This is a genomic window from Epilithonimonas bovis DSM 19482 (assembly GCF_900108115.1).
GTDB lineage: Bacteria > Bacteroidota > Bacteroidia > Flavobacteriales > Weeksellaceae > Epilithonimonas > Epilithonimonas bovis.
Genome location: NZ_FTPU01000022.1, coordinates 33782 through 53471 on the forward strand (window position 1 = coordinate 33782; position 19690 = coordinate 53471).

At 38.5% G+C, this 19690-nt stretch carries 18 protein-coding genes; 13 read left to right on the forward strand and 5 right to left on the reverse strand.

Going from position 1 to position 19690, the window contains the following annotated elements; genetic code table 11:
* The first annotated feature begins 605 nt into the window (after positions 1-605).
* The 8 genes from B0B05_RS10290 (at position 606) to pckA (ending at position 10588) form a co-directional block, all read left to right on the forward strand.
* Positions 606-2528 (forward strand): putative porin, encoded by a 1923-nt coding sequence (locus B0B05_RS10290; RefSeq protein ID WP_076783564.1) that lies wholly within the window; start codon positions 606-608, stop codon positions 2526-2528.
* Positions 2529-2647: 119 nt separating this feature from the next.
* Positions 2648-4222, forward strand: a complete 1575-nt coding sequence (bshC, locus tag B0B05_RS10295) for a bacillithiol biosynthesis cysteine-adding enzyme BshC (RefSeq protein WP_076783565.1) — start codon at positions 2648-2650, stop codon at positions 4220-4222.
* Between the two features lie 70 nt (positions 4223-4292).
* A complete protein-coding gene (locus tag B0B05_RS16600; protein WP_076783566.1) occupies positions 4293-4505 on the forward strand; it encodes a hypothetical protein in 213 nt (70 codons plus the stop codon).
* Between the two features lies 1 nt (position 4506).
* Entirely contained in the window at positions 4507-4779 is a 273-nt protein-coding gene (locus B0B05_RS10305; RefSeq protein ID WP_076783567.1) for a type II toxin-antitoxin system YafQ family toxin, read from the forward strand.
* 60 nt (positions 4780-4839) lie between these two features.
* Complete coding sequence (locus B0B05_RS10310; RefSeq protein ID WP_076783568.1) at positions 4840-6846, forward strand: amino acid ABC transporter substrate-binding protein; 2007 nt, start codon at positions 4840-4842, stop codon at positions 6844-6846.
* A 139-nt stretch (positions 6847-6985) separates the two neighbouring features.
* Positions 6986-7861, forward strand: coding sequence for an ACP S-malonyltransferase (fabD, locus tag B0B05_RS10315; RefSeq protein ID WP_076783569.1), 876 nt, complete (start codon positions 6986-6988; stop codon positions 7859-7861).
* Between the two features lie 110 nt (positions 7862-7971).
* A complete protein-coding gene (locus B0B05_RS10320) occupies positions 7972-8874 on the forward strand; it encodes a GYDIA family GHMP kinase (RefSeq protein ID WP_076783570.1) in 903 nt (300 codons plus the stop codon).
* A 115-nt stretch (positions 8875-8989) separates the two neighbouring features.
* Entirely contained in the window at positions 8990-10588 is a 1599-nt protein-coding gene (gene pckA, locus B0B05_RS10325) for a phosphoenolpyruvate carboxykinase (ATP) (protein ID WP_076783571.1), read from the forward strand.
* A 46-nt stretch (positions 10589-10634) separates the two neighbouring features.
* On the opposite strand, the gene B0B05_RS10330 is transcribed toward pckA, so the two are convergent.
* Entirely contained in the window at positions 10635-11204 is a 570-nt protein-coding gene (locus tag B0B05_RS10330) for a hypothetical protein (protein WP_076783572.1), read from the reverse strand.
* Positions 11205-11239: 35 nt separating this feature from the next.
* Positions 11240-11878, reverse strand: coding sequence for an MBL fold metallo-hydrolase (locus B0B05_RS10335; protein WP_076783573.1), 639 nt, complete (start codon positions 11876-11878; stop codon positions 11240-11242).
* A gap of 99 nt (positions 11879-11977) precedes the next feature.
* Between B0B05_RS10335 and B0B05_RS10340 the strand changes: the two genes are divergently transcribed.
* On the forward strand, positions 11978-13189 hold the full coding sequence (locus B0B05_RS10340; protein ID WP_076783574.1) for a type IX secretion system plug protein: 1212 nt from the start codon (positions 11978-11980) through the stop codon (positions 13187-13189).
* A 194-nt stretch (positions 13190-13383) separates the two neighbouring features.
* Positions 13384-13677, forward strand: a complete 294-nt coding sequence (locus B0B05_RS10345) for a GNAT family N-acetyltransferase (protein ID WP_076783575.1) — start codon at positions 13384-13386, stop codon at positions 13675-13677.
* Between the two features lie 125 nt (positions 13678-13802).
* Here the strand turns inward: B0B05_RS10345 and rho are convergent, their stop codons facing one another.
* Positions 13803-15551, reverse strand: a complete 1749-nt coding sequence (gene rho / locus B0B05_RS10350) for a transcription termination factor Rho (protein WP_076783576.1) — start codon at positions 15549-15551, stop codon at positions 13803-13805.
* Between the two features lie 174 nt (positions 15552-15725).
* Here rho and B0B05_RS10355 point away from each other — a divergent pair, with 174 nt between their 5' ends.
* The 3 genes from B0B05_RS10355 (at position 15726) to B0B05_RS10365 (ending at position 18691) form a co-directional block, all read left to right on the forward strand.
* Positions 15726-16115 carry a DUF4293 family protein gene (locus B0B05_RS10355; protein ID WP_076783577.1) on the forward strand — a complete coding sequence of 130 codons (390 nt, stop codon included), beginning with the start codon at positions 15726-15728 and terminating at the stop codon, positions 16113-16115.
* 76 nt (positions 16116-16191) lie between these two features.
* Entirely contained in the window at positions 16192-16767 is a 576-nt protein-coding gene (locus B0B05_RS10360) for a hypothetical protein (RefSeq protein WP_084173933.1), read from the forward strand.
* Positions 16768-16852: 85 nt separating this feature from the next.
* Complete coding sequence (locus B0B05_RS10365; RefSeq protein WP_076783579.1) at positions 16853-18691, forward strand: ABC transporter ATP-binding protein; 1839 nt, start codon at positions 16853-16855, stop codon at positions 18689-18691.
* Positions 18692-18839: 148 nt separating this feature from the next.
* Here the strand turns inward: B0B05_RS10365 and B0B05_RS10370 are convergent, their stop codons facing one another.
* Positions 18840-19361 carry a hypothetical protein gene (locus tag B0B05_RS10370; protein WP_076783580.1) on the reverse strand — a complete coding sequence of 174 codons (522 nt, stop codon included), beginning with the start codon at positions 19359-19361 and terminating at the stop codon, positions 18840-18842.
* Positions 19362-19397: 36 nt separating this feature from the next.
* A partial coding sequence (locus B0B05_RS10375; RefSeq protein WP_143745927.1) for a transposase occupies positions 19398-19690 on the reverse strand: 293 nt, incomplete at its 5' end.

Consider the following 19690-nt stretch of genomic DNA (forward strand, 5'->3'; position numbering starts at 1 on the left):
GAGCGGCAATTTTTTGCTCGCATTTAACCTCAGAATTGGTATGGCTGTTTGGCATATACATCCGGGCCAGCGTTTTTTCACGCATCCTGTTTCAGGTGAGTTTTAAACCTGCATTATAAAGGTGATGTAATCGTTAGCAACTTGTTTTTGATAGATCTGATCTTCTATCATTATTATGCCCTCATTATCTTCTTTTACAGTATTTTCAAAATTAGTGGTTTATTATTATGAATGCTCCCTTCATGGCAAAGCTATAGTAAAGCCATACCAAAGGTATGGATAGTTCATGGGAAAAAGCACGCTTCATTATTGTTATTATGGTAAAAATAAACCCATTCTATTCATTTTGTCATAAATGAATAGAATGGGTTAATCTTCTGTATAATATAGAATTGTACAATATTTAAAACATTTCAGTTAATACTGTCGTTTGATATAGTTTTACTATATTATAGTAATATATGCAAAAGTAAATATTTTTTACCTGATTAACCGATAATTTGTGAAATTAATTATAGATCGTATTTGCAATTTCAAAGTATGCCATAAAATTGCGGGGTTTTTTATTTGCCCAGAATTACTATTTTTGTACTCAAATTTCCTTGATGAAATACATTTTTGCTTTGCTGGTATTTTTCAGTACAATTATTAATGCCCAGCAGGTTAACAAAACAGATGCTAACAAGATTCCCACAGACACACTCAAGGTAGATTCCGGAGAGAAGGATTCTTTAGAGATCTACAAACCAACAATCAACGATTATCTCGTTAAGCAGCGCTTTTCAGAAAACAAAGTGTTCGATACTACCTTTGCAATAGAGCGCTCTTACATTGTGACACAGTATAATAAAAAAGATAACTTTGGTAAAATTCAGTATGCTAATATTGGCTCAGGTTTTCAAAATCTACAATATCAGAAAAATGCTGAAGGTAACCTAAGCCTGCTTCCGGAGAATAAATCATTTTATATTTTGGGTGAGAACGACATCAACTATTATGATGTCAAAACACCTACCACCACGTTTTTCTATAACAATGCAATGCGCAATGGCGGCCAGTTACAGACTACTTATACCCAAAATGTAGGCAAGAATTTTAACTTTGCTATAGAGTATATGGGTTTGCGATCCCAGGGATTGTACAGGAACAGTCTTGCAGCCAGCAATAATACCGTTTTTAGTGGTCATTATAGATCAAAAAACAACAAGTATGAGGCTTATGCCCACTATATTCATCAGAATGTCAGCAATCAGGAGAGTGGCGGGGTCGCAGATCTGGATGTTTTTCTTAGCGGAGATTCGCGCTTTAATAACCGCCAGAATATAGAGACTAACCTCACAGGTGCAGAATCCAGATTCGCGTACCGCAGGTATTATTTCAGTCAGGAGTTTTCGCCTTTTGATCCGGCAAAGTATCCTTTTAAATTAAGGCACACGATTTATCATCAGGGCAACAAGTATTATTTTTCTGAAACTGCCAGTAACGGAACTTTTTTTAATTCAGAAAGTATAGATAATTTCCCACTGACCAATAAGAAGTTTTCCAACAATCTTAGCAATACCTTTAGCCTGGTTTGGGATAACGACAAATTTAAGCTGGATGCGGGTTTCCGTCATCAGTATATTACATTTGGCAATCAAAATGCCTATCCGGTCCTGCAGATTCCGGGTTATTTCAAGGAGCAGAGATTCGGTGCTGTTGGCAATTTGCAGATTAAACTGCTGGATAAAATACAGCTCAAATCTTTCCTGGAAATTTCAAAAGGTTCAGAGTTTGGCAATTACATCAGGACTACCAATAATCTGGTTTTTGAGCCGGTAAAAGATTACCTTATAGAAGGTCGGCTCAACTTTCAGTCAGCTTATCCGGGCTTTAATTATCTGGTAAATTCGTCACATTACGTCAATTATAATTATTATTTACAAAACCCCAATAATGAATCTGTTACCCAGATCGGAGGTACTTTGCGCCTTGCAAAATGGTTCTATACGCAGGTGTTTGCAGATTATTACAGGATTGATAATTACACCTATTTTGACAGTGCAGCCAAGCCGCAGCAGAGTTCGTCATCGCTTAATATTTCGCAGATTGGCGGAGAAGCCACTACAGGATTTGGCAAGTTTCATATTAATGGGAGAGTGCTGTTTCAAAAAGCTTTAACTAATGGTGATCTTCTGCCAATGCCGGATTTTATCGGAAGGGTCAATTTATATTACCAGACACCGGCTTTTAAAAAAGCTGCGGATATCCAGGCCGGTATAAAATTGTATTATTTTACCAAATTTGCTTCCAGAGAGTTTTCACCGATACTTAACGAGTATCTCCTTCCGGGTGTCAATTCTTATTCCATAGGTGGGCAGCCCATAGCGGATGTGTATGTCAATATGAAGGTGAAACGGATGTTTTTTTATATAGAAGGGCAGCATATCAATCAGACTTTTATGCAGAACAAGTCATTCACGGCACCTTATTATCCGGTATATGATTTCAGGCTGAATATCGGTATTGTTTGGTATCTTTTCCATTAATTTTGTAAAAATTATTATGTAAGCTTTCCGACCGCCATTTTGTCATGCTGAACTTGCTGCAAAAGGAATGATGACGGTTTGTTAAGGTTAAATATAAGAATCAAATATAAGAATCAAAGATGACCATTGGTTTCCAAAATATTGACAGCATTCCGCAGCTTATCAAAGACTTTTTATCACAGGATCTGGACGGATTTCGGGATAAAGTGTTTGGCCTGGATAATTTCAAAAATCAGATTGCAGAGAAACAAAATGCTTTTTCAGCTGAGCAGAGAGAACAACTGTACAATACAATTTTTTCCCAAAACAGTGATGGACAAATGTCTCTAAAGCAGATGGAGAATTTGTTTTTTCTAAAGGATCAGCAGACCTTTACCATTACAACGGGACATCAACTAAATCTCTTTACAGGCCCTGTTTTCTTTATTTACAAGATCCTGCAAACCATAAAAACAGCCGCGTTCCTTAAACAGAACTTCCCAGAGTATAATTTTGTGCCTATATTTTGGATGGCGACAGAAGATCATGATTTCGAAGAAATCAACCATTTCAAAACGAGGGATCATTATTATGAAGTGAATGGGAAATCGGGTGGTGATGTGGGGAATATCAGGATTGAAGACCAGTTTTTTATTAATGAATTCGAAAAAGAATTCAAAGATAACCTGTACGGAACCGAACTGATTCTCTGGATCAAAAAGGCCTATCAAAAAGGCAAAACACATACGCAGGCCATTCGTTATCTGGTAAACCAGTTGTTTTCTGACTACGGATTGCTGACCCTGGATGGTAATGAAAAGGTTTTGAAAGATCAGGCAAAAGATATTTTCCGGAAAGAATTATTGCAGGACCAGCTTTTTGAGACTACTAAAAACCAACGTCATTTCTTTGAAGAAAAATACCACAAAGTCCAGGTCAATCCAAGGGAAATCAACCTTTTTTATTTGACCGAAACAAGGAACCGGATTGAGAAAATCAATGAAAATTATTTTGTCCTAGATACAGATCTCAAATTTTCAAGGGAAGAAATCCTTGCTGAATTAGAAAATTACCCGGAAAAATTTAGTCCCAATGCAGTGCTGCGCCCCGCTTATCAGGAAACAGTATTGCCCAATCTGGCTTATGTTGGCGGTAATGCAGAGATCATGTATTGGTTGGAGCTCAGAGATTATTTCACATCCGTCAATCTTCCTTTCCCAATTCTTATTCCGCGGAATTCGATGTTGTTTCTCGATAGGAAAACAGAACATAAAATTGAGAAATCTGGTTTAACGATTAGGGATTTCTTTGGGAATTTTGCCGAAGTTATCAATGAGAAATTATTGGAGGGTAACGAAATCCAATCACTTCTTTTACAGAAAGAGCAGGACCTGATTGAATCATTTTCAGAAATAAAAGCTAAAGCTGAACTCACGGACAAATCATTTGGCAATCTTGTAAAAGCAGAAGAAACTCGGCAACTGAAATCTTTCAAAAGAATGCAAAAACGCCTGTTGAAAGCTGAAAAAATCAAACAATCCGAGAGATTTGACCAGATGCAGGATTTATTTTTAAAAGTACATCCGGGCGGAATCTGGCAGGAAAGGATTTTCAACTTTAGCGTGTTTTATGCAGACTATGGCAGGCAGTGGATTGAGGATTGTTATGAGGCAATAGATGTTCAAAAATCCGAACTTATAATTTGTACCATTTAATTTGAGGGTTTTTGATGAGATACATCAGGGTTACAAATTTTGTATATTTGTTCAACCAATTCACTCTGTTATGATAACGATTACGATAAACAAGCGCACAAAAGCCGGTAAATTACTTTTTGAAATGGCAAAACTACTTTCTGAAAAAGAGAAAAGTGGAGTTACGATTGAAGAAGGCAAACCTCGCTATAACAAGGAGACAGAAACGGCCATAAAAGAAGCTCGCAATAGGAAAACTTCATCTGTAGATCTGGAAAATTTTAGAAAAGAATTATATTCCTGAAATGTATAATCTAGAACTGACCAATCAATTCAAAAAAGATATCAAACTTGCTAAGAAAAGAGGTTTGGATATGAAAAAACTTGACGAAGTTGTAACGGTTTTAGTTTCAGAAGGCAATCTCCCACAACAATTCAAACCACACAAACTTTCCGGGCAATATTCTGGGCTGTGGGAATGCCATATAAAATCTGACTGGCTGTTGATTTGGGAACAGAAAGAAGAAATCCGGCTCATATCTTTGATTAGAACTGGTAGCCATTCGGACTTGTTCTAAGGCAAAAATTTCGTCCATTTAATTTGAAAGCGTTATTTTTGTAAACATTATTAAAAAAGGATGGTTAAAAAGATTTTCATTTTATCAGCACTTATAAGCTTTTTGGGGCTTTCTGCGCAGAAAACACACACTGTGGCACAAAAAGAAACGCCTTATGGGATTTCCCGTCAATATGGGTTAACAGTAGATGAACTGTACAGGCTCAATCCTTCCAAAAAAGACGGCAACCTCAAGATTGGTGATGTTCTGATTGTTTCAAAAAACGGATCCAGTCCTGTAAAAACCGCTGCGCCTGTAGTTGCAACATCTGCACCCAAAACCGGCAAGACCGGTACCATTGCTTTGCTGCCGAAACAAACCATATACGGGATTACCAAACAGTATCATATCTCCGAAGCTGATCTCAGAAAACTGAATCCGGAGCTGGATTCTCACTTGAAAATCGGTGATCTGGTCACTTTACCTGCCGACAATATTCAGAAATATGCGGGTTCTGCATCGCCTGCTCCGGCTCAAACTGTGGTAACACAAACTGTTACAGAAAAACCAGCCGAAGTAAAACCAGCTGTAAAAACCGAAACTAAAACTGAGACTTCTACAGATAACAGCTTGTATGTAGTTCAGGCAAAAGATAATTATTATAAAATATCCAGGCAGTTTAACCTAACTCAGAAGCAGTTATTTGCACTTAACCCGGGTCTTGAATCGAGTGGATTGAAGCCAGGTGAAGCCATAAGAGTGGCAGGTACAGCATCTTTTGCGCCAGTACAGTCCTCCGGCGCTATTCAGGTTGAAGACAATTCGCAAAGCAATAATGCATCGGCGCCTATTACCAAAACTACCGCAGCCGTTTCTAATAATACTGTTGCGTCTGGTTCAGCATCTGCCGACGATTATGTGACATACACTGTTCAAAGTGGTGATACGATGTTCAGTATTATGAACCGGTTTAATGTGACTTTGGATCAGCTAATCAGCCTCAATCCCAATCTTTCTGACGGTTTGAAAGCTGGTATGACCCTTAAAATCAAAAAACAGGATCCGATGTACTCCAAAAAAAGTGGCGATGTGTTGAGTGTTGTACTGATGCTGCCATTTGGTTTTGACGCCAATGATGCCAAGTACAGGACCATGGCGATGGATTTTTTGACAGGTGCCAAGTTGGCTGCTGAGAGAAATGCTGCAAACGGTCAAAAACTGGATATCAAAGTGGTAGATGCGGGAAATGAAAATACCTTCAAAAACAGCTTGTCGCAAATCAATCAGGATAATACAGACTTAATCGTTGGTCCGTTTTTCAAATCCAGCGTGTTAGAAGTCCTCAATTATGTGAATGATAAAAAAATACCGGTAGTTGCACCTTTTGCCAATTCTTCGGATCTTTTTGATTATAATAATCTGATCATTGTAGAAACAGAAAGTTCTGTTTATTCAGACAGGATCGTGAAAGAAGTAGGCCAGGTTTATCAGGATCAGAAAATTTATATTGTTGCTGACAGCTCAAAAGCCAACGCTAATGCCATAAAGGACGGATTGGAAAAATCGCTTTCAAAACCTAATATTGTTATTGTTAACTCATCTTCAGACATTAAACTGGATACCAATATGATGACCGGCCAGGCGGTACCGGTAATTGCTGTTTTGGCGGATGATGATGAATCAGCGGGAGCTGCCTTTGCTTCTAAGATGGTTGCGCTTGGGAAACAGGCTGAAGGAAGCAAGGCTTTCAGTATGTTTTACAGCCCTAGTTTTGAGAAAAATGTTGATGATCTTTCCAAAGTTAGCCTGGTATATCTGATGGACAGAAAAATAGATTACGAGGGTAGTTTTGAGAAAGAAGTGTTAGCTTCTTACAAAGCAAAATATTGTAAAACACCATCCAAATATGCTGTCATTGGTTTTGATGTGATGAATGATATGCTGACAAGAGAAAACAAAAAAGGCGAAATCTTCAAGCAGATTGGCAAAACCCAAACACAGTTGGCAACCAAATTTGAGTTTGTAAAAGCTAAGCCCAATGGTGCTTACATCAATAATGGTTACCGAGTTGTAAGATTGATGCAGTAAGTTCTCGTTGATCTAATCGTTATTATTTCACCATTTATTGGCTCAATCATTAGCATTAAAATAGATACGCCATTCAAATAAAAATTTTTAAACATTGATGGATTGATTAATTATCATTCATCAGTTATCATTTAAAGTTATGAAAGCACTTGTATTTCCCGGGCAGGGTTCACAGTTTGTCGGGATGGGAAAAGAACTGTACGATTCCCGAAAAGATGTGAAAGACCTGATGGATTCTGCCAATGACATCCTTGGTTTTGATCTTGTTTCTGTGATGTTTAATGGGACAGATGAGGACCTTAAAAAAACCAGCGTCACACAGCCAGCGATATTTCTTCACTCTGTAGCAGCGGTAAAAGTGGCCAACGGCCTTGGCGCACAGATGGTTGCAGGGCATTCTTTGGGTGAGTTTTCTGCATTGGTTGCCAATGGTGTTTTGTCTTTTGAAGACGGGCTGAAGTTGGTTTCAGAAAGAGCTCAGGCTATGCAGATGGCTTGTGACCTCAATCCTAGCTCTATGGCTGCGATTCTTGGTTTGGCAGATGAAAAAGTAGAAGAGATTTGTGCACAGATTGATGGGATTGTTGTCCCCGCCAATTATAATTGCCCGGGGCAGTTGGTAATCTCAGGAGAAACCGCAGCTGTGGAAAAAGCCTGCGAAGCTATGAAAGCTGCTGGTGCAAAAAGAGCGTTATTGTTGCCTGTAAATGGTGCTTTCCATTCCCCGCTAATGATGCCGGCTCAGGAGCGGTTAGCTTCTGCGATAGAAAATACAAAATTCCGCAATGCAACTATTCCGGTTTATCAGAATATTACGACTACCGCCGTTTCTGATCCGGAAGAAATTAAAAAAAATCTGATAGCACAGTTAACTGGTCCTGTAAAATGGACACAGAGTGTACAGAATATGATAAAAGACGGCGCAACCAATTTTGTTGAAGTTGGACCGGGAAAAACGCTCCAAGGCCTGATCAAGAAAATCAATCCGGAAGTAACTGTTTCGTCTGCAATCTAATTGTTTTGTAGCTCTGCAGAACCACACAGCAGTTTCCAAAATAAAATTAATATCAACTTTGTGATTGGACTCTCTTTTATGATCGTCACAAGAAAAACATAACAGCACATATGAAGAGAATTTTTTCTCCCGGTAAATTAATGCTTACCTCAGAATATGTTGCTGTAGATGGCGCTCTTGTCCTGGCTGTACCTACTAAGCCGGGACAAGAGTTTTTTTATACAGAAACAGGAGATCAACGGGCATTGATTTTTTGGGATGCAGATCATCAGAATCTGCCATGGCTAAAAATAGTGATTGATTACAGGAAGTGGCAGATCATAGAAACCAATAATGTAAGGGCAGCCGAATTCATCTTAAAAGTTCTCAAAAATGTCCAAAGTCTTTCTGTAACCCAATTAAAGAGTGATACCTCTTATCACATCAGGACCAATCTTCAGTTTCCTCCAGATTTTGGTTTGGGCAGCAGTTCCACATTAATGAATAATCTTGCAGAATGGGCAAATATTGATGCTTTTACTTTAAACGAAATCAGTTTGGGAGGAAGTGGTTATGATGTTGCGGTTGCCAAAGAAAAATCAGCCGTTCTGTACAGTCGTTTTCCTGAAAGAAGGTACGAAAAAATAGATTTCCAGCCGCATTTCAGGGATCAATTACTGTTTATCCATCTCAATCAAAAACAGGACAGCAGAGAGGGGATTTCTCATTACAGATCAAAACCGCGGTCCGCAGAAATGATTGATTTTTATACGGATCTTACAAAAACAATTGTAGATTGTACTTCACTGGAAATGTTTGCGGATCTAATGACCATTCACGAACAAAAATTGTCCAACTTTCTTCAAGTGCCAACAGTGAAGGAAAAATACTTCCAAAACTGCCCGAGCTTTGTCAAAAGTTTGGGTGCATGGGGCGGAGATTTTGTGCTGACATCCAAATTTGGAGATTACAAAGACTATTTTAAAAAGCAAGGTTTTACAAAAGTGTTTGATTGGTCAGAATTAATTAATTGATTGTTAATTAATTATGAATTTTTATTGACCTGATGAATGTCATTTTATAAAAACTTTGATAATTGCCTGATATTTTTACATTTGTCGCAACACCCTAATCTTCAAAAAAAATATCATGGACAAGCTAAAATCTTATCTAGAGCGTCAAGGCATTTCCAATCCCAAAGAAATTATCCATAATCCAAGTTACGAAGAAATTTTTCAGGCAGAAATAGATCCGGGTAATTCCGGTTTTGAAAAAGGAATTCTTACAAAATCCGGAGCGGTGGCTGTAAAAACAGGTATTTTTACCGGACGTTCGCCGAAAGACCGATATATCGTAAAAGATAATGTTACAGAGGATACTATCTGGTGGGATGGCCATATCAATCGGCCAACATCTGTAGAAATTTTTGATGAACTGAAAGATGTTGTTACAAAAGACCTCTCTGATGAAAGATTATACGTCATCGATACCTTTTGTGGCTCTAATCAAGATACAAGACTGAAAGTAAGATTCGTAACCAAAGTGGCCTGGCAGGCTCATTTTGTGATGAATATGTTTATCCGCCCTTCCAACTATGATCTTCAGCATTATGGCGAACCGGATTTTTTAGTCATTAATTCTTCAGAATCTGTTAATCCCCATTGGGAAAAGCACGGCCTTAATTCAGAAGTTTTTGTGATGTTTGATCTGACTAAAAAAATGCAGATTATCGGTGGAACCTGGTATGGTGGCGAGATGAAAAAAGGCATGTTTTCTATCATGAATTACTATCTTCCGCTGAAGGGTATGGCCTCTATGCATTGTTCTGCCAATGTGGGAGAGAAAGGTGATGTTGCTGTATTTTTTGGTCTCTCCGGCACGGGTAAAACCACGCTTTCCGCAGATCCCAAACGTTATCTGATAGGAGATGACGAACATGGCTGGGATAACAACGGAGTTTTTAATTACGAAGGTGGCTGCTATGCAAAGGTGATTGATCTAAGCAAGGAAAAAGAACCAGATATTTTTGGTGCCATCCGGAGAGATGCGCTGCTGGAAAACGTAGTAGTAGATGACAACGGCAATGTAGATTACACCGACGGATCTATTACAGAAAATACAAGAGTATCTTACCCCATCTATTATATTAATAAAATTGTACTGCCATCCAAAGCTGGCCATGCCAGCAAAATTATTTATCTTTCAGCAGATGCATTCGGGGTTTTGCCTCCGGTTTCTATCTTGACAGAGCAGCAGGCACAATATCATTTCTTGTGTGGCTATACTTCAAAATTAGCTGGGACAGAACGCGGGATTACAGAACCAACACCATCTTTTTCCCCGGCATTTGGAGAGGCATTTTTAACCCTTCACCCTACAAAATATTCTAGGACACTGATTGGGAAAATGAAGGAACACGGCGCCAAAGCATACCTTGTAAATACAGGTTGGAACGGTACCGGAAAAAGAATTTCTCTTAGAGATACCAGAGCAATTATTGATGCGATTATCGACGGAAGTATTGATAAGGCAGAAACCAGCAAGGTTCCTGTGATGAATCTGGAGTTTCCGGTGGCTTTGCCTGAGGTTTCAGACAATATCCTGGATCCTCGCGACAGCTATGAAAATAGCTCCGAATGGGAAACTAAAGCCAAAGATTTGGCCGCAAGGTACATCCAGTATTTTGAGCAATTTGCAGATAACGAAGAAGCCCGCAAATTAATTGCTTCGGGACCTACTTTATCATAGATTTTAAGTTTAAAAATTGAAACGCTTCCGGATTTGGAAGCGTTTTTTATTGTATCATTTTTCCATTTTGTTGCAGAATTAATTTATTATTTTGCTCAACTGTCAGATTTATTTCCGGTGAAGCTTTTTCACCAATAATTTTTCTGTAAATTATATAATTGAACTCACCTTTTTTAAAGGTAATAGTATGATTGCCGCCGCTTCCATCCATGCTGATTTCGCCGTTTGTCAAAACCAAATCAGGTTTTGTAGATTCTTTTTTACCTAATTTCCAAGAAGCATAACGGTATTTTCCATTTTTGAGTTGATCAATTCTAATCAAATAATTTTGAGTTGAGAACTTGTAAACTGGTAATTTATATTGTCTCAATGTTGAAAACAGATTTTTCTTTTCGTTAAGAATAATTTTCTGTTTTTGATGAGCTTCAAATGGACTTTGATAATTAAAGGCAATAATTCTTCCATCCGTATCAATCCAAAGGACTCCGTTATCCAGCATTATTCCTCTCCAGCCAACGTCACTCCATTGCTCAATTCTGGAAGTTGAAATTTGATTAATGCTTTTAGAGTCAAAAATCTGATCGAATCTCTTCTTGAAATCAGTTCCGTTTTGCACATCAGGTATTGGATATTCTCTCTTGGTGCTAAGTCTTATTTCAGAAAAGGATTATGGGCTTTTTCAAAACCAACAGATGTCATTTCGCCGTGGCCGCTGTACACTTTGGTGTTCTCCGGCAAGGTCAGTAACTGACGGGTAATGCTGGATATCAATTGATCATAATTGCCTTTGTATAGATCGGTTCTGCCAATGCTCATCATAAAAAGCGCATCTCCGGAGATCACAAATTCATCATTTTCACTGTAAAAAGCCACGCTACCAGGAGAGTGCCCGGGAACATCCAAGACCTTAAAAGTATCAGAACCCAACTGGATCTTATCTCCGTTTTTGATGTGCTGAATATCTCCCTTAAAGGGTGGGAAGAAGAAACCGTAATTTTTTGCGGTAAATGGACCGCGCTCCAGAATCTCTATCTCCTGAGAATGGATCAAAACCGGGACTTTATACGTGTCGTAAGCCCATTGCAGCCCGATAATGTGATCTATATGGGCGTGGGTAAGCAGGATGTTTTGTATTTTAAGCTCTTTTGATGCGATAAAGTTGGCCAGTATATCTGTCTCAGCTTCAGGCATATTTCCCGGATCTATAAGAAAAGCTTCTTTTTTGTCGTTATAAACAATATAAGTATTCTCAGAAAAAGGGTTGAAGGTAAAAGATTCTACGTTTAGCATTTAATTATATTTAATGTAAAAATATAAAACATTATTTTAGCCTTTAGAAAAAGTTTCCTGTTGGATGGTGACTTTTCCGGACCCAATCAAATTAGTAAGATGAAATTAATATCAATATTAGCGCTGTTTTTAAGCATTTTTAGTTTTTCACAGGAGATCAGGAGCATCCAGGTTTTTAATCCCAAAACCAACGATGAGACGCCGGTAATTATGCATGGCGAGCAACTGGTTTTAAGATTTGATGATCTGTCAAACTCCAGTCAGATCTATAGGTACACTTATAAACATTATAACAGAAACTGGGAAGAAGACGGCCTTTTTTTTACCGAGTTTGCCAACGGAAGTATGAATGCACTGATTGACAACTTTCAGTATTCCTTCAATACTTATCAGAAATATACACATTATGAGTTGGCTTTTCCCAACGAGAAGATTCAGCCAAAAATATCGGGGAATTATGAGATTATCGTTTTTAAGGATTCTCAGGATAAGCCATTATTTACAAAACGGTTCTCCATTTACGAGGATGGTGCTAATCTTGGGATTAATGTTACAAGATTTATCGATGCCAAAAACCCCGGTTTGAAGCAACGTCTGGAGATCCAGGCCACCGGGAATGGTGCCGGGATTACCAACAATCTGTCTTCTCTGTCGCTAAGTGTCATCCAGAATAATAACTGGGGTATTGCACTGCGCAATCTGCGCCCAAGTTCTACACTCGGCAATCAGTTGTTGTTCCAGCAATTGGGTTTGGCTTTCCCGGGTAACAATGAGTTTTATTATTTTGATAATAAGATTATCAACCAGGCAATGGATATGGTAGCCAACACAGAGAATATAGACGGCAGAAACTATACATACCTGCATCCTGTATGGGCTTTTCCTGCAGATTATCAATACCAGCCGGATGTAAATGGTGCGTTCTACTTCCGCAGAAATGATTTGGGAATTGAGCGCAATGCCGATCGAGAGGCTGATTATTCCTGGGTTTACTTTGCCCTGGACAGTCAGCAGTCTGATAAGGACTTTTATGTTCTCGGAATGTTTAACGATTACAAAGCTGACGAAAAAAGCCAGATGCAGTATGATGAGAAAGCCCAAAAATATATAGCCAAGATCTACCTGAAACAAGGTTTTTACAACTATATTATTGCTACGAAAGGCTCAGGTGGCCAACTCAACTATGGTGATGTCAACGGAAATTTTTGGCAAACTGAGAATCTTTATCAGGCCTTCTTATACTATACACCTTTCGGCAGAAACTTTGACGGGCTTATGGGCTATGGTGAGTTTAGGACACCGGTGCGGTAATCTTTGTAATAAAAGTTTCTGTGCAGAAAATCGGTTACGTTTTTTATTGGGCAAGTATTTTTGTTGTTTCTATCTCAATGATTGCTTAGTGCGTAGCTGTTTTGCTAAAATACGTAGAAGCTGTGTTTTTTTGAATCCGATGTTGCCTAATTGTTTTGGAATAATTTTCGCTTCTTTTTCTGAAAACAACCCTTATGGAACTTCTTTTCGAAAATAAAAAATCAGGCAATGGCGGATTTATCTCCATGAAAAATGCGCAGGAAGAAATTGGGCGGTTGACCTATACAATCGTCCCGGAACTTAAGAAGCTGATTGTAAGTTATGTAATGGTTTTTCCAAAGTTTGAAGGCAAAGGCATGGGTAAATCATTGGTGGACAAATCAGTGGAATTTGCCAGAAAAAACGGATGGTCTATCAAAGCACATTGTTCTTATGCCCATGCTGTTCTCAGCAGAAAGAGCGACGTTTCAGATGTTTTTGTAGCGTAATATTAAACCTTCAAGGTTTCAACAACCTTGAAGGTTTGCAAAAAAATTCCGGCTCTATAAAAAGAGTCGGAATTTTTTATTTATGGATAAAGGCAAATAGCCAACTGCAATTAGCTAGTAGCGGGTTACCTGTTCATAGACATTAGGAATTCTTCGTTATTACGGGTGCCTTTCATTTGTTTTTGCACAAATTCCATTGCTTCCAGCGGATTCATATCCGCCAGATATTTTCTCATAATCCACATACGCTGCTGCGTGGCCTCGTCCTGTAGGAGATCATCGCGTCTTGTACTGGATGCAATAAGGTCAACCGCCGGATAAATCCTTTTGTTAGCGATTTTTCTGTCCAGCTGCAACTCCATATTTCCGGTACCTTTGAACTCTTCAAAGATTACTTCATCCATTTTTGATCCAGTATCAATTAATGCTGTTGCAATAATGGTAAGAGAGCCGCCGCCTTCAATCTTTCTTGCGGCTCCAAAAAAACGTTTGGGCTTATGAAGTGCATTGGCATCCACACCTCCAGAAAGGATTTTCCCGGATGCAGGTGTCACCGTATTGTAGGCTCTGGCCAAACGCGTGATAGAATCCAGGAGAATCACCACGTCGTGTCCGCATTCTACCATTCTTTGTGCCTTGGATAAAACCAGGTTGGCAACTTTCACATGTTTGTCTGCAGCTTCATCAAAAGTGGAGGCAATTACCTCTGCGTTGACACTTCTCTGCATATCTGTAACTTCCTCCGGTCTTTCATCGATGAGCAGTACCATCATGTAAGCTTCCGGATGGTTAGCAGATATGGCATTGGCAATCTCTTTCAGCAAAATTGTTTTACCGGTTTTTGGCTGTGCTACAATCATAGCTCTCTGGCCTTTACCGATTGGTGCAAAAAGATCTACAATCCTTGTAGAAAAAGTAGAGTTTCTACCTGCCAGGTTAAATTTTTCCTGAGGGAAAAGCGGGGTAAGATATTCAAAAGCGACACGGTCTTTGATAAATGCCAGGTCGCGGCCATTCACTTCGGTTGCTTTTTGCAGGGAAAAATATTTTTCACCTTCTTTTGGTAATCGTACAATACCTTTTACGGTATCTCCGGTTTTCAGTCCGTAATTTCGGATTTGATTGGTAGAAACATAAACATCATCAGGAGAAGAAATATAGCTGAAATCTGATGAACGAAGGAAACCATAATTGTCAGGAAGGATCTCCAGCACACCTTCTATGGTAACAATGCCGTCAAAATTAAATTCTTTTCTTGGAGAAGGAGCCTCTTGTTGAGATTCAGACGGTTCTTTATGATTGTTCTGATGAGAGTTATTTTGAGGTGCTCTTTGCTGACCTCGCATATTGTTATTCTTAGGTCTTGCTTGCGGCGCCTTGGCAGCTGCAGTGCTTTCCTCTGTTTTTTCATCAGTTTTAGGAAGTTCTTCGGCAGTGTCTTTTGGTTGTTCTTCCTGCTGCTCTTCCTGTTTGGCCGGTTGCACCCTTGCTCTTGGTTTTTTCTTAGACTGGGGTGGTGTTTTTACGGCTTCTGCAGGTGCTTCTTCCTGCGTAGCAGCTGTTTGTTCTTGGGTTACAGCTGTGTCTTCCTGAGGAGCTTCTGTTTCCTGCTGGGTTTTGCCCACAGGTTTCCGGCCTCTTTTTTTTGCAGGAGTTACACTTTCTGCCGGTGTCTCCTCTGTTTTTTTTACCATATTTTCTTGAGTGGCGTTTAGATAATCTTTAATGATTTTTGGGTTAGAAGCCTGATAATCCAGAATTGCAAAAACAGTTTCTTCCGGAGAGCTTTTCTTTGCCAATTTAACGCCTAAATCTTTAGAAAGTTGAGTCAATTCCTCATCGGATTTTGACTTTAGCGTTTCAATATTAAACATATTATACGTAAAAAGTAGTTTTTATTTGTGTATAAGTAAGAATGAAAACCAGGAGGTTAGCATTTTTAAATAGGTGATTACACTGCAAATCTACATTAATTTTTGAATTATGCAAAAAATATTTTAATTTTGCAACGGTTTAATGCTTTCTTTATAAAGCTTTTACAGTAAAAAATGTTGCAAAGAATACAAACAGTTTGGATCTTTTTAGCCGTATTGGGAGCCGTTTTCCTCAATATAACAGCTCAGGATTTTGATATCCTTGGCAGGTATTTAACGATTAATGCTTCTACGGTGATCCTGATTCTGTTTGGTGTTTTAAGCATTTTTAATTTCAAAAACAGAAAAAGACAAATCCTGCTGAACACAATCAGCATTATTATAAACGCTTTGTTGATTGGTCTTTTGGTGTATTGGCTACTCAATTTATCCGGAGGAATTCATTTTCCTGAGAAGGGTATTGAGCCGGTTTTCCCATTGTTATCTGTAATATGTCTGCTTTTGGCAAACGTATATATCAGAAAAGATGAGAGGCTCGTAAAATCTGTAGACAGACTCCGATAGGCTTACGACGATTTTTTTGAGTGAGAACAGTTCCCATTGATGGGAGCTGTTTTTTTTTTTGATTAAAACTTATAGCGTGGATACATTCAACCATCTCAAAACGATCATCAGTATCATTCTCGGATTAAGTATCGGGACATTACTCAATGGCAGCGTGAGATTTATACAGCACCCTGGCCGGTACAAGCCTTTCTGGATACATCTGCTGTTTGTCCTTTACATCTTTATTTTGATGATTCATTTTTGGTGGTGGGAATACAGGCTGAGAGGCATCAGCTCTTGGACTTTTACCCAATATGTTTTTATCATCAGTTACATCATCATGTTTTTTGTCTTATGCACATTGCTTTATCCTACAGACCTGAAAGATTATAACAATGATTATAAAAATTACTTTTTTTCCCGGAAAAAATGGCTTTTTGGATTTCTTGGTGCTTTATACTGTCTGGATCTGGTAGACACCATCTACAAAGGCAAAGATTATCTTGAGGCTCTGATGCCGCTCTATGGTATTAGAATTATGACACACATTCCCATTTGTTTGTTGCTGATCTTTATAAAGCCTAAAAAGAATACTTATTACGCCCTGGCATTAATTTACTTTATTATTTTTGAAGTCCTTTTTATTTACAAAAGATATTATCTCTACTGATTAAAATAAAGTAATCGCCACTTTGTAACGTCTTGCAGTAAAAAGCTACTTATTTTAGTGTAATTTTGCCATTCAATTTTTTTAAATGAATTTATATCGACGGATTCTAAAATTTGCCAGACCTCATCAAAAATATATCTACGCCAGTCTGTTTTTTAATATCCTGTATTCAGTCTTTCAGATAGCTTCGTTAGGAACCATCCTTCCGGTTTTAGGGATGCTTTTTGGGAGCGTGAAAATGGATGCAGATTTGAAAGAACCTGTTTACGATGGCCATATTTCCAGCTTCTTTGGTTACCTCAAAGAGTATTCTTACTATTTTATTCAGTCAGAAGTCAACCAGCGTGGTGCACTTACCGTTTTGGCGTGGCTTTGCGTGATTACCGCCTTCACGTTTTTATTAAGAAACATATTCCGTTATTTTGGTGCCTACCTGTTAATATTTTATAGAGTTGGTGTTACAAAGGACCTGCGGAGTGCCATGTATAATAAGGTTTTGGCTTTGCCTGTATCTTTTTTTACCGAGCAACGAAAAGGAGACATGATGTCCCGGATGTCCAATGATGTTGGCGAAGTAGAAAATAATATCCTGGGTAGCCTTGTAGATCTGATCAATTCTCCATTTATGCTTATCAGTACGCTGGTGACGCTGTTTTATCTCAGTCCACAATTAACGTTGTTTAGTTTAATTGTTCTCCCGGTCATGGGCGCTTTGATCTCTGTGATTGGTAAAAGCCTGAAAAAGGATTCTCATGAAGCGCAACATGAGTTGGGTAATATTTTTTCTATTGTAGATGAAACGCTTAAATCTGCTAAGATTATCAAAATCTTCAACGCGGAAAAGTTGCTCAGTAAAAGATTTACCGCTTCTATGACTAAGTGGATCAACAACTCGGTAAGTCTGGGCCGCAAAAAAGAATTGGCTTCTCCTATGAGTGAGTTTCTGGGTGCGGTTACATTTCTGATCATCACTTGGTATGGCGGTAAAGAGATTATCGTAAATCACAGCATCCGTCCAGAGGATTTTCTTGTGTTTTTAGGCATTTTCTTCCAGATTCTTCCTCCTATAAAAAGTCTTTCTTCATCCATCTCCAATGTGCAGAAGGCTGAAGCATCTCTGGTACGTGTCATGGAGATCCTGGATGCCGATGTGCGCGTGGATGAGATTGCCAATCCTGTCCCAATCCATGACCTGAAGTCAGAAATTAATTTTAGAAATGTAGGGTTCTATTATAATCAGGATAGGACAATCATCAAGAACTTTGACTTGATTATTGGTAAAGGTAAAACGGTAGCATTGGTAGGGCAGAGTGGTAGTGGCAAAACAACTATTGCCAACCTGCTGGCAAGGTTCTATGATGTGACCGAAGGCAGCATCGAGATTGATGGTGAAAATATCAAAAATCTTAACCTGAAAGATTACCGTTCTCTCCTTGGGATGGTTACGCAGGAATCGGTATTGTTCAACGATTCTGTCTACAACAATATCGCCATGGGGAAAGAAAATGCTACGCAGGAAGAGGTAATAGCAGCGGCTAAGATTGCCAATGCCCATCAGTTTATAGAAAGCCTGCCCAATGGTTATAATACCAATATTGGCGATGATGGTAACAAACTCTCCGGAGGCCAAAAACAGCGCGTTTCTATCGCAAGAGCCGTCCTTAAGAATCCTCCGATTATGATTTTGGATGAGGCAACATCTGCTTTGGATACAGAATCAGAACGGTATGTGCAGGATGCTTTGGAAAAAATGATGGAAAACAGGACCTCGCTGGTTATAGCCCACCGATTATCAACCATCCAAAAGGCAGATCATATTGTGGTGATGGAAAAGGGTGATATTATAGAACAAGGTTCCCATAACGAGCTAATGGCCATTAACGGTACTTACAGAAAGTTGGTAGAACTTCAGAATTTTGATTAACATCATCCAATAAATAACCCGTTTTTCCCAAATGTCAAAATCAATTTCCATTTGACAGGACGAATTCTTTTTTTTCAAAATCTTTAGCAGAAATAATTCCGACCTGATGTCGATTTTATCAAAATCATTATACCAGATTTTATCACTGTTAAGTCGTTTTATTCTTAATCTCCTGCAAAAGTTTCTCAACATCCAATTTTTGCTCTGCGTATTTGAGTTGCAATGCACTCCCTTCGCCCATTCTTCCGTAATAGATTAGCGCCTTTTCTCCGAAAAAATTCTTGTAATAATCAGACAATTCTGGGATTTGTGGAAAATTGGTGTGGAAAAGCATTTCGTAATACGCCTGCCATTCGCGTTCGTTTTTGTCCAAAATCATCATTTTGGGAGATTTTTGGCGGACGTGCAGCATCTCATGTGCCAGCATATTAAGGACCAAATCCAGGTCAAAATCGAATAGATTTCTCGGAATCATAACTTCCTGCAGTTCTCCAATTTCTCCATTGGCTGTTAATAATATTGAGTTTTTTTTTAACTCATCACGAAAACCAAATCCGGCAAAGTTCTCATCATCAAGGTTAAACTGATGAACAAGAAATTGAGCCGCAGCCAAGATCTCACCTGTTTGCCTGTAAGCATCAATATTGAATTTTAACTGATCGTAATTCATGATATGTTTAAATAAAATATGTATATCCGTTTTTAATCATACTGCTGTAATATTAGCAATAATGAGCCTTTCGAATAGTTTGTCTCCGAAATATCTTCGATTTAGTTTGTAAATAAATTCGTTGAGATACAATTGAAGATATTTTCTTTTGATTTTATGATAATTTCCCAATAGATTTCTTTTAGCATTGCTGATGGTGATGTGAACCCATTTTAAGGTTTCGTTGGTAGTTTCTTTATCAGATTTTTCGGTGATATGAAGTTCAACAAAATCTGAAATATCAACGTATGATGTGCTTTTATCCGTGAAAACAATGCTTTGATTATCAA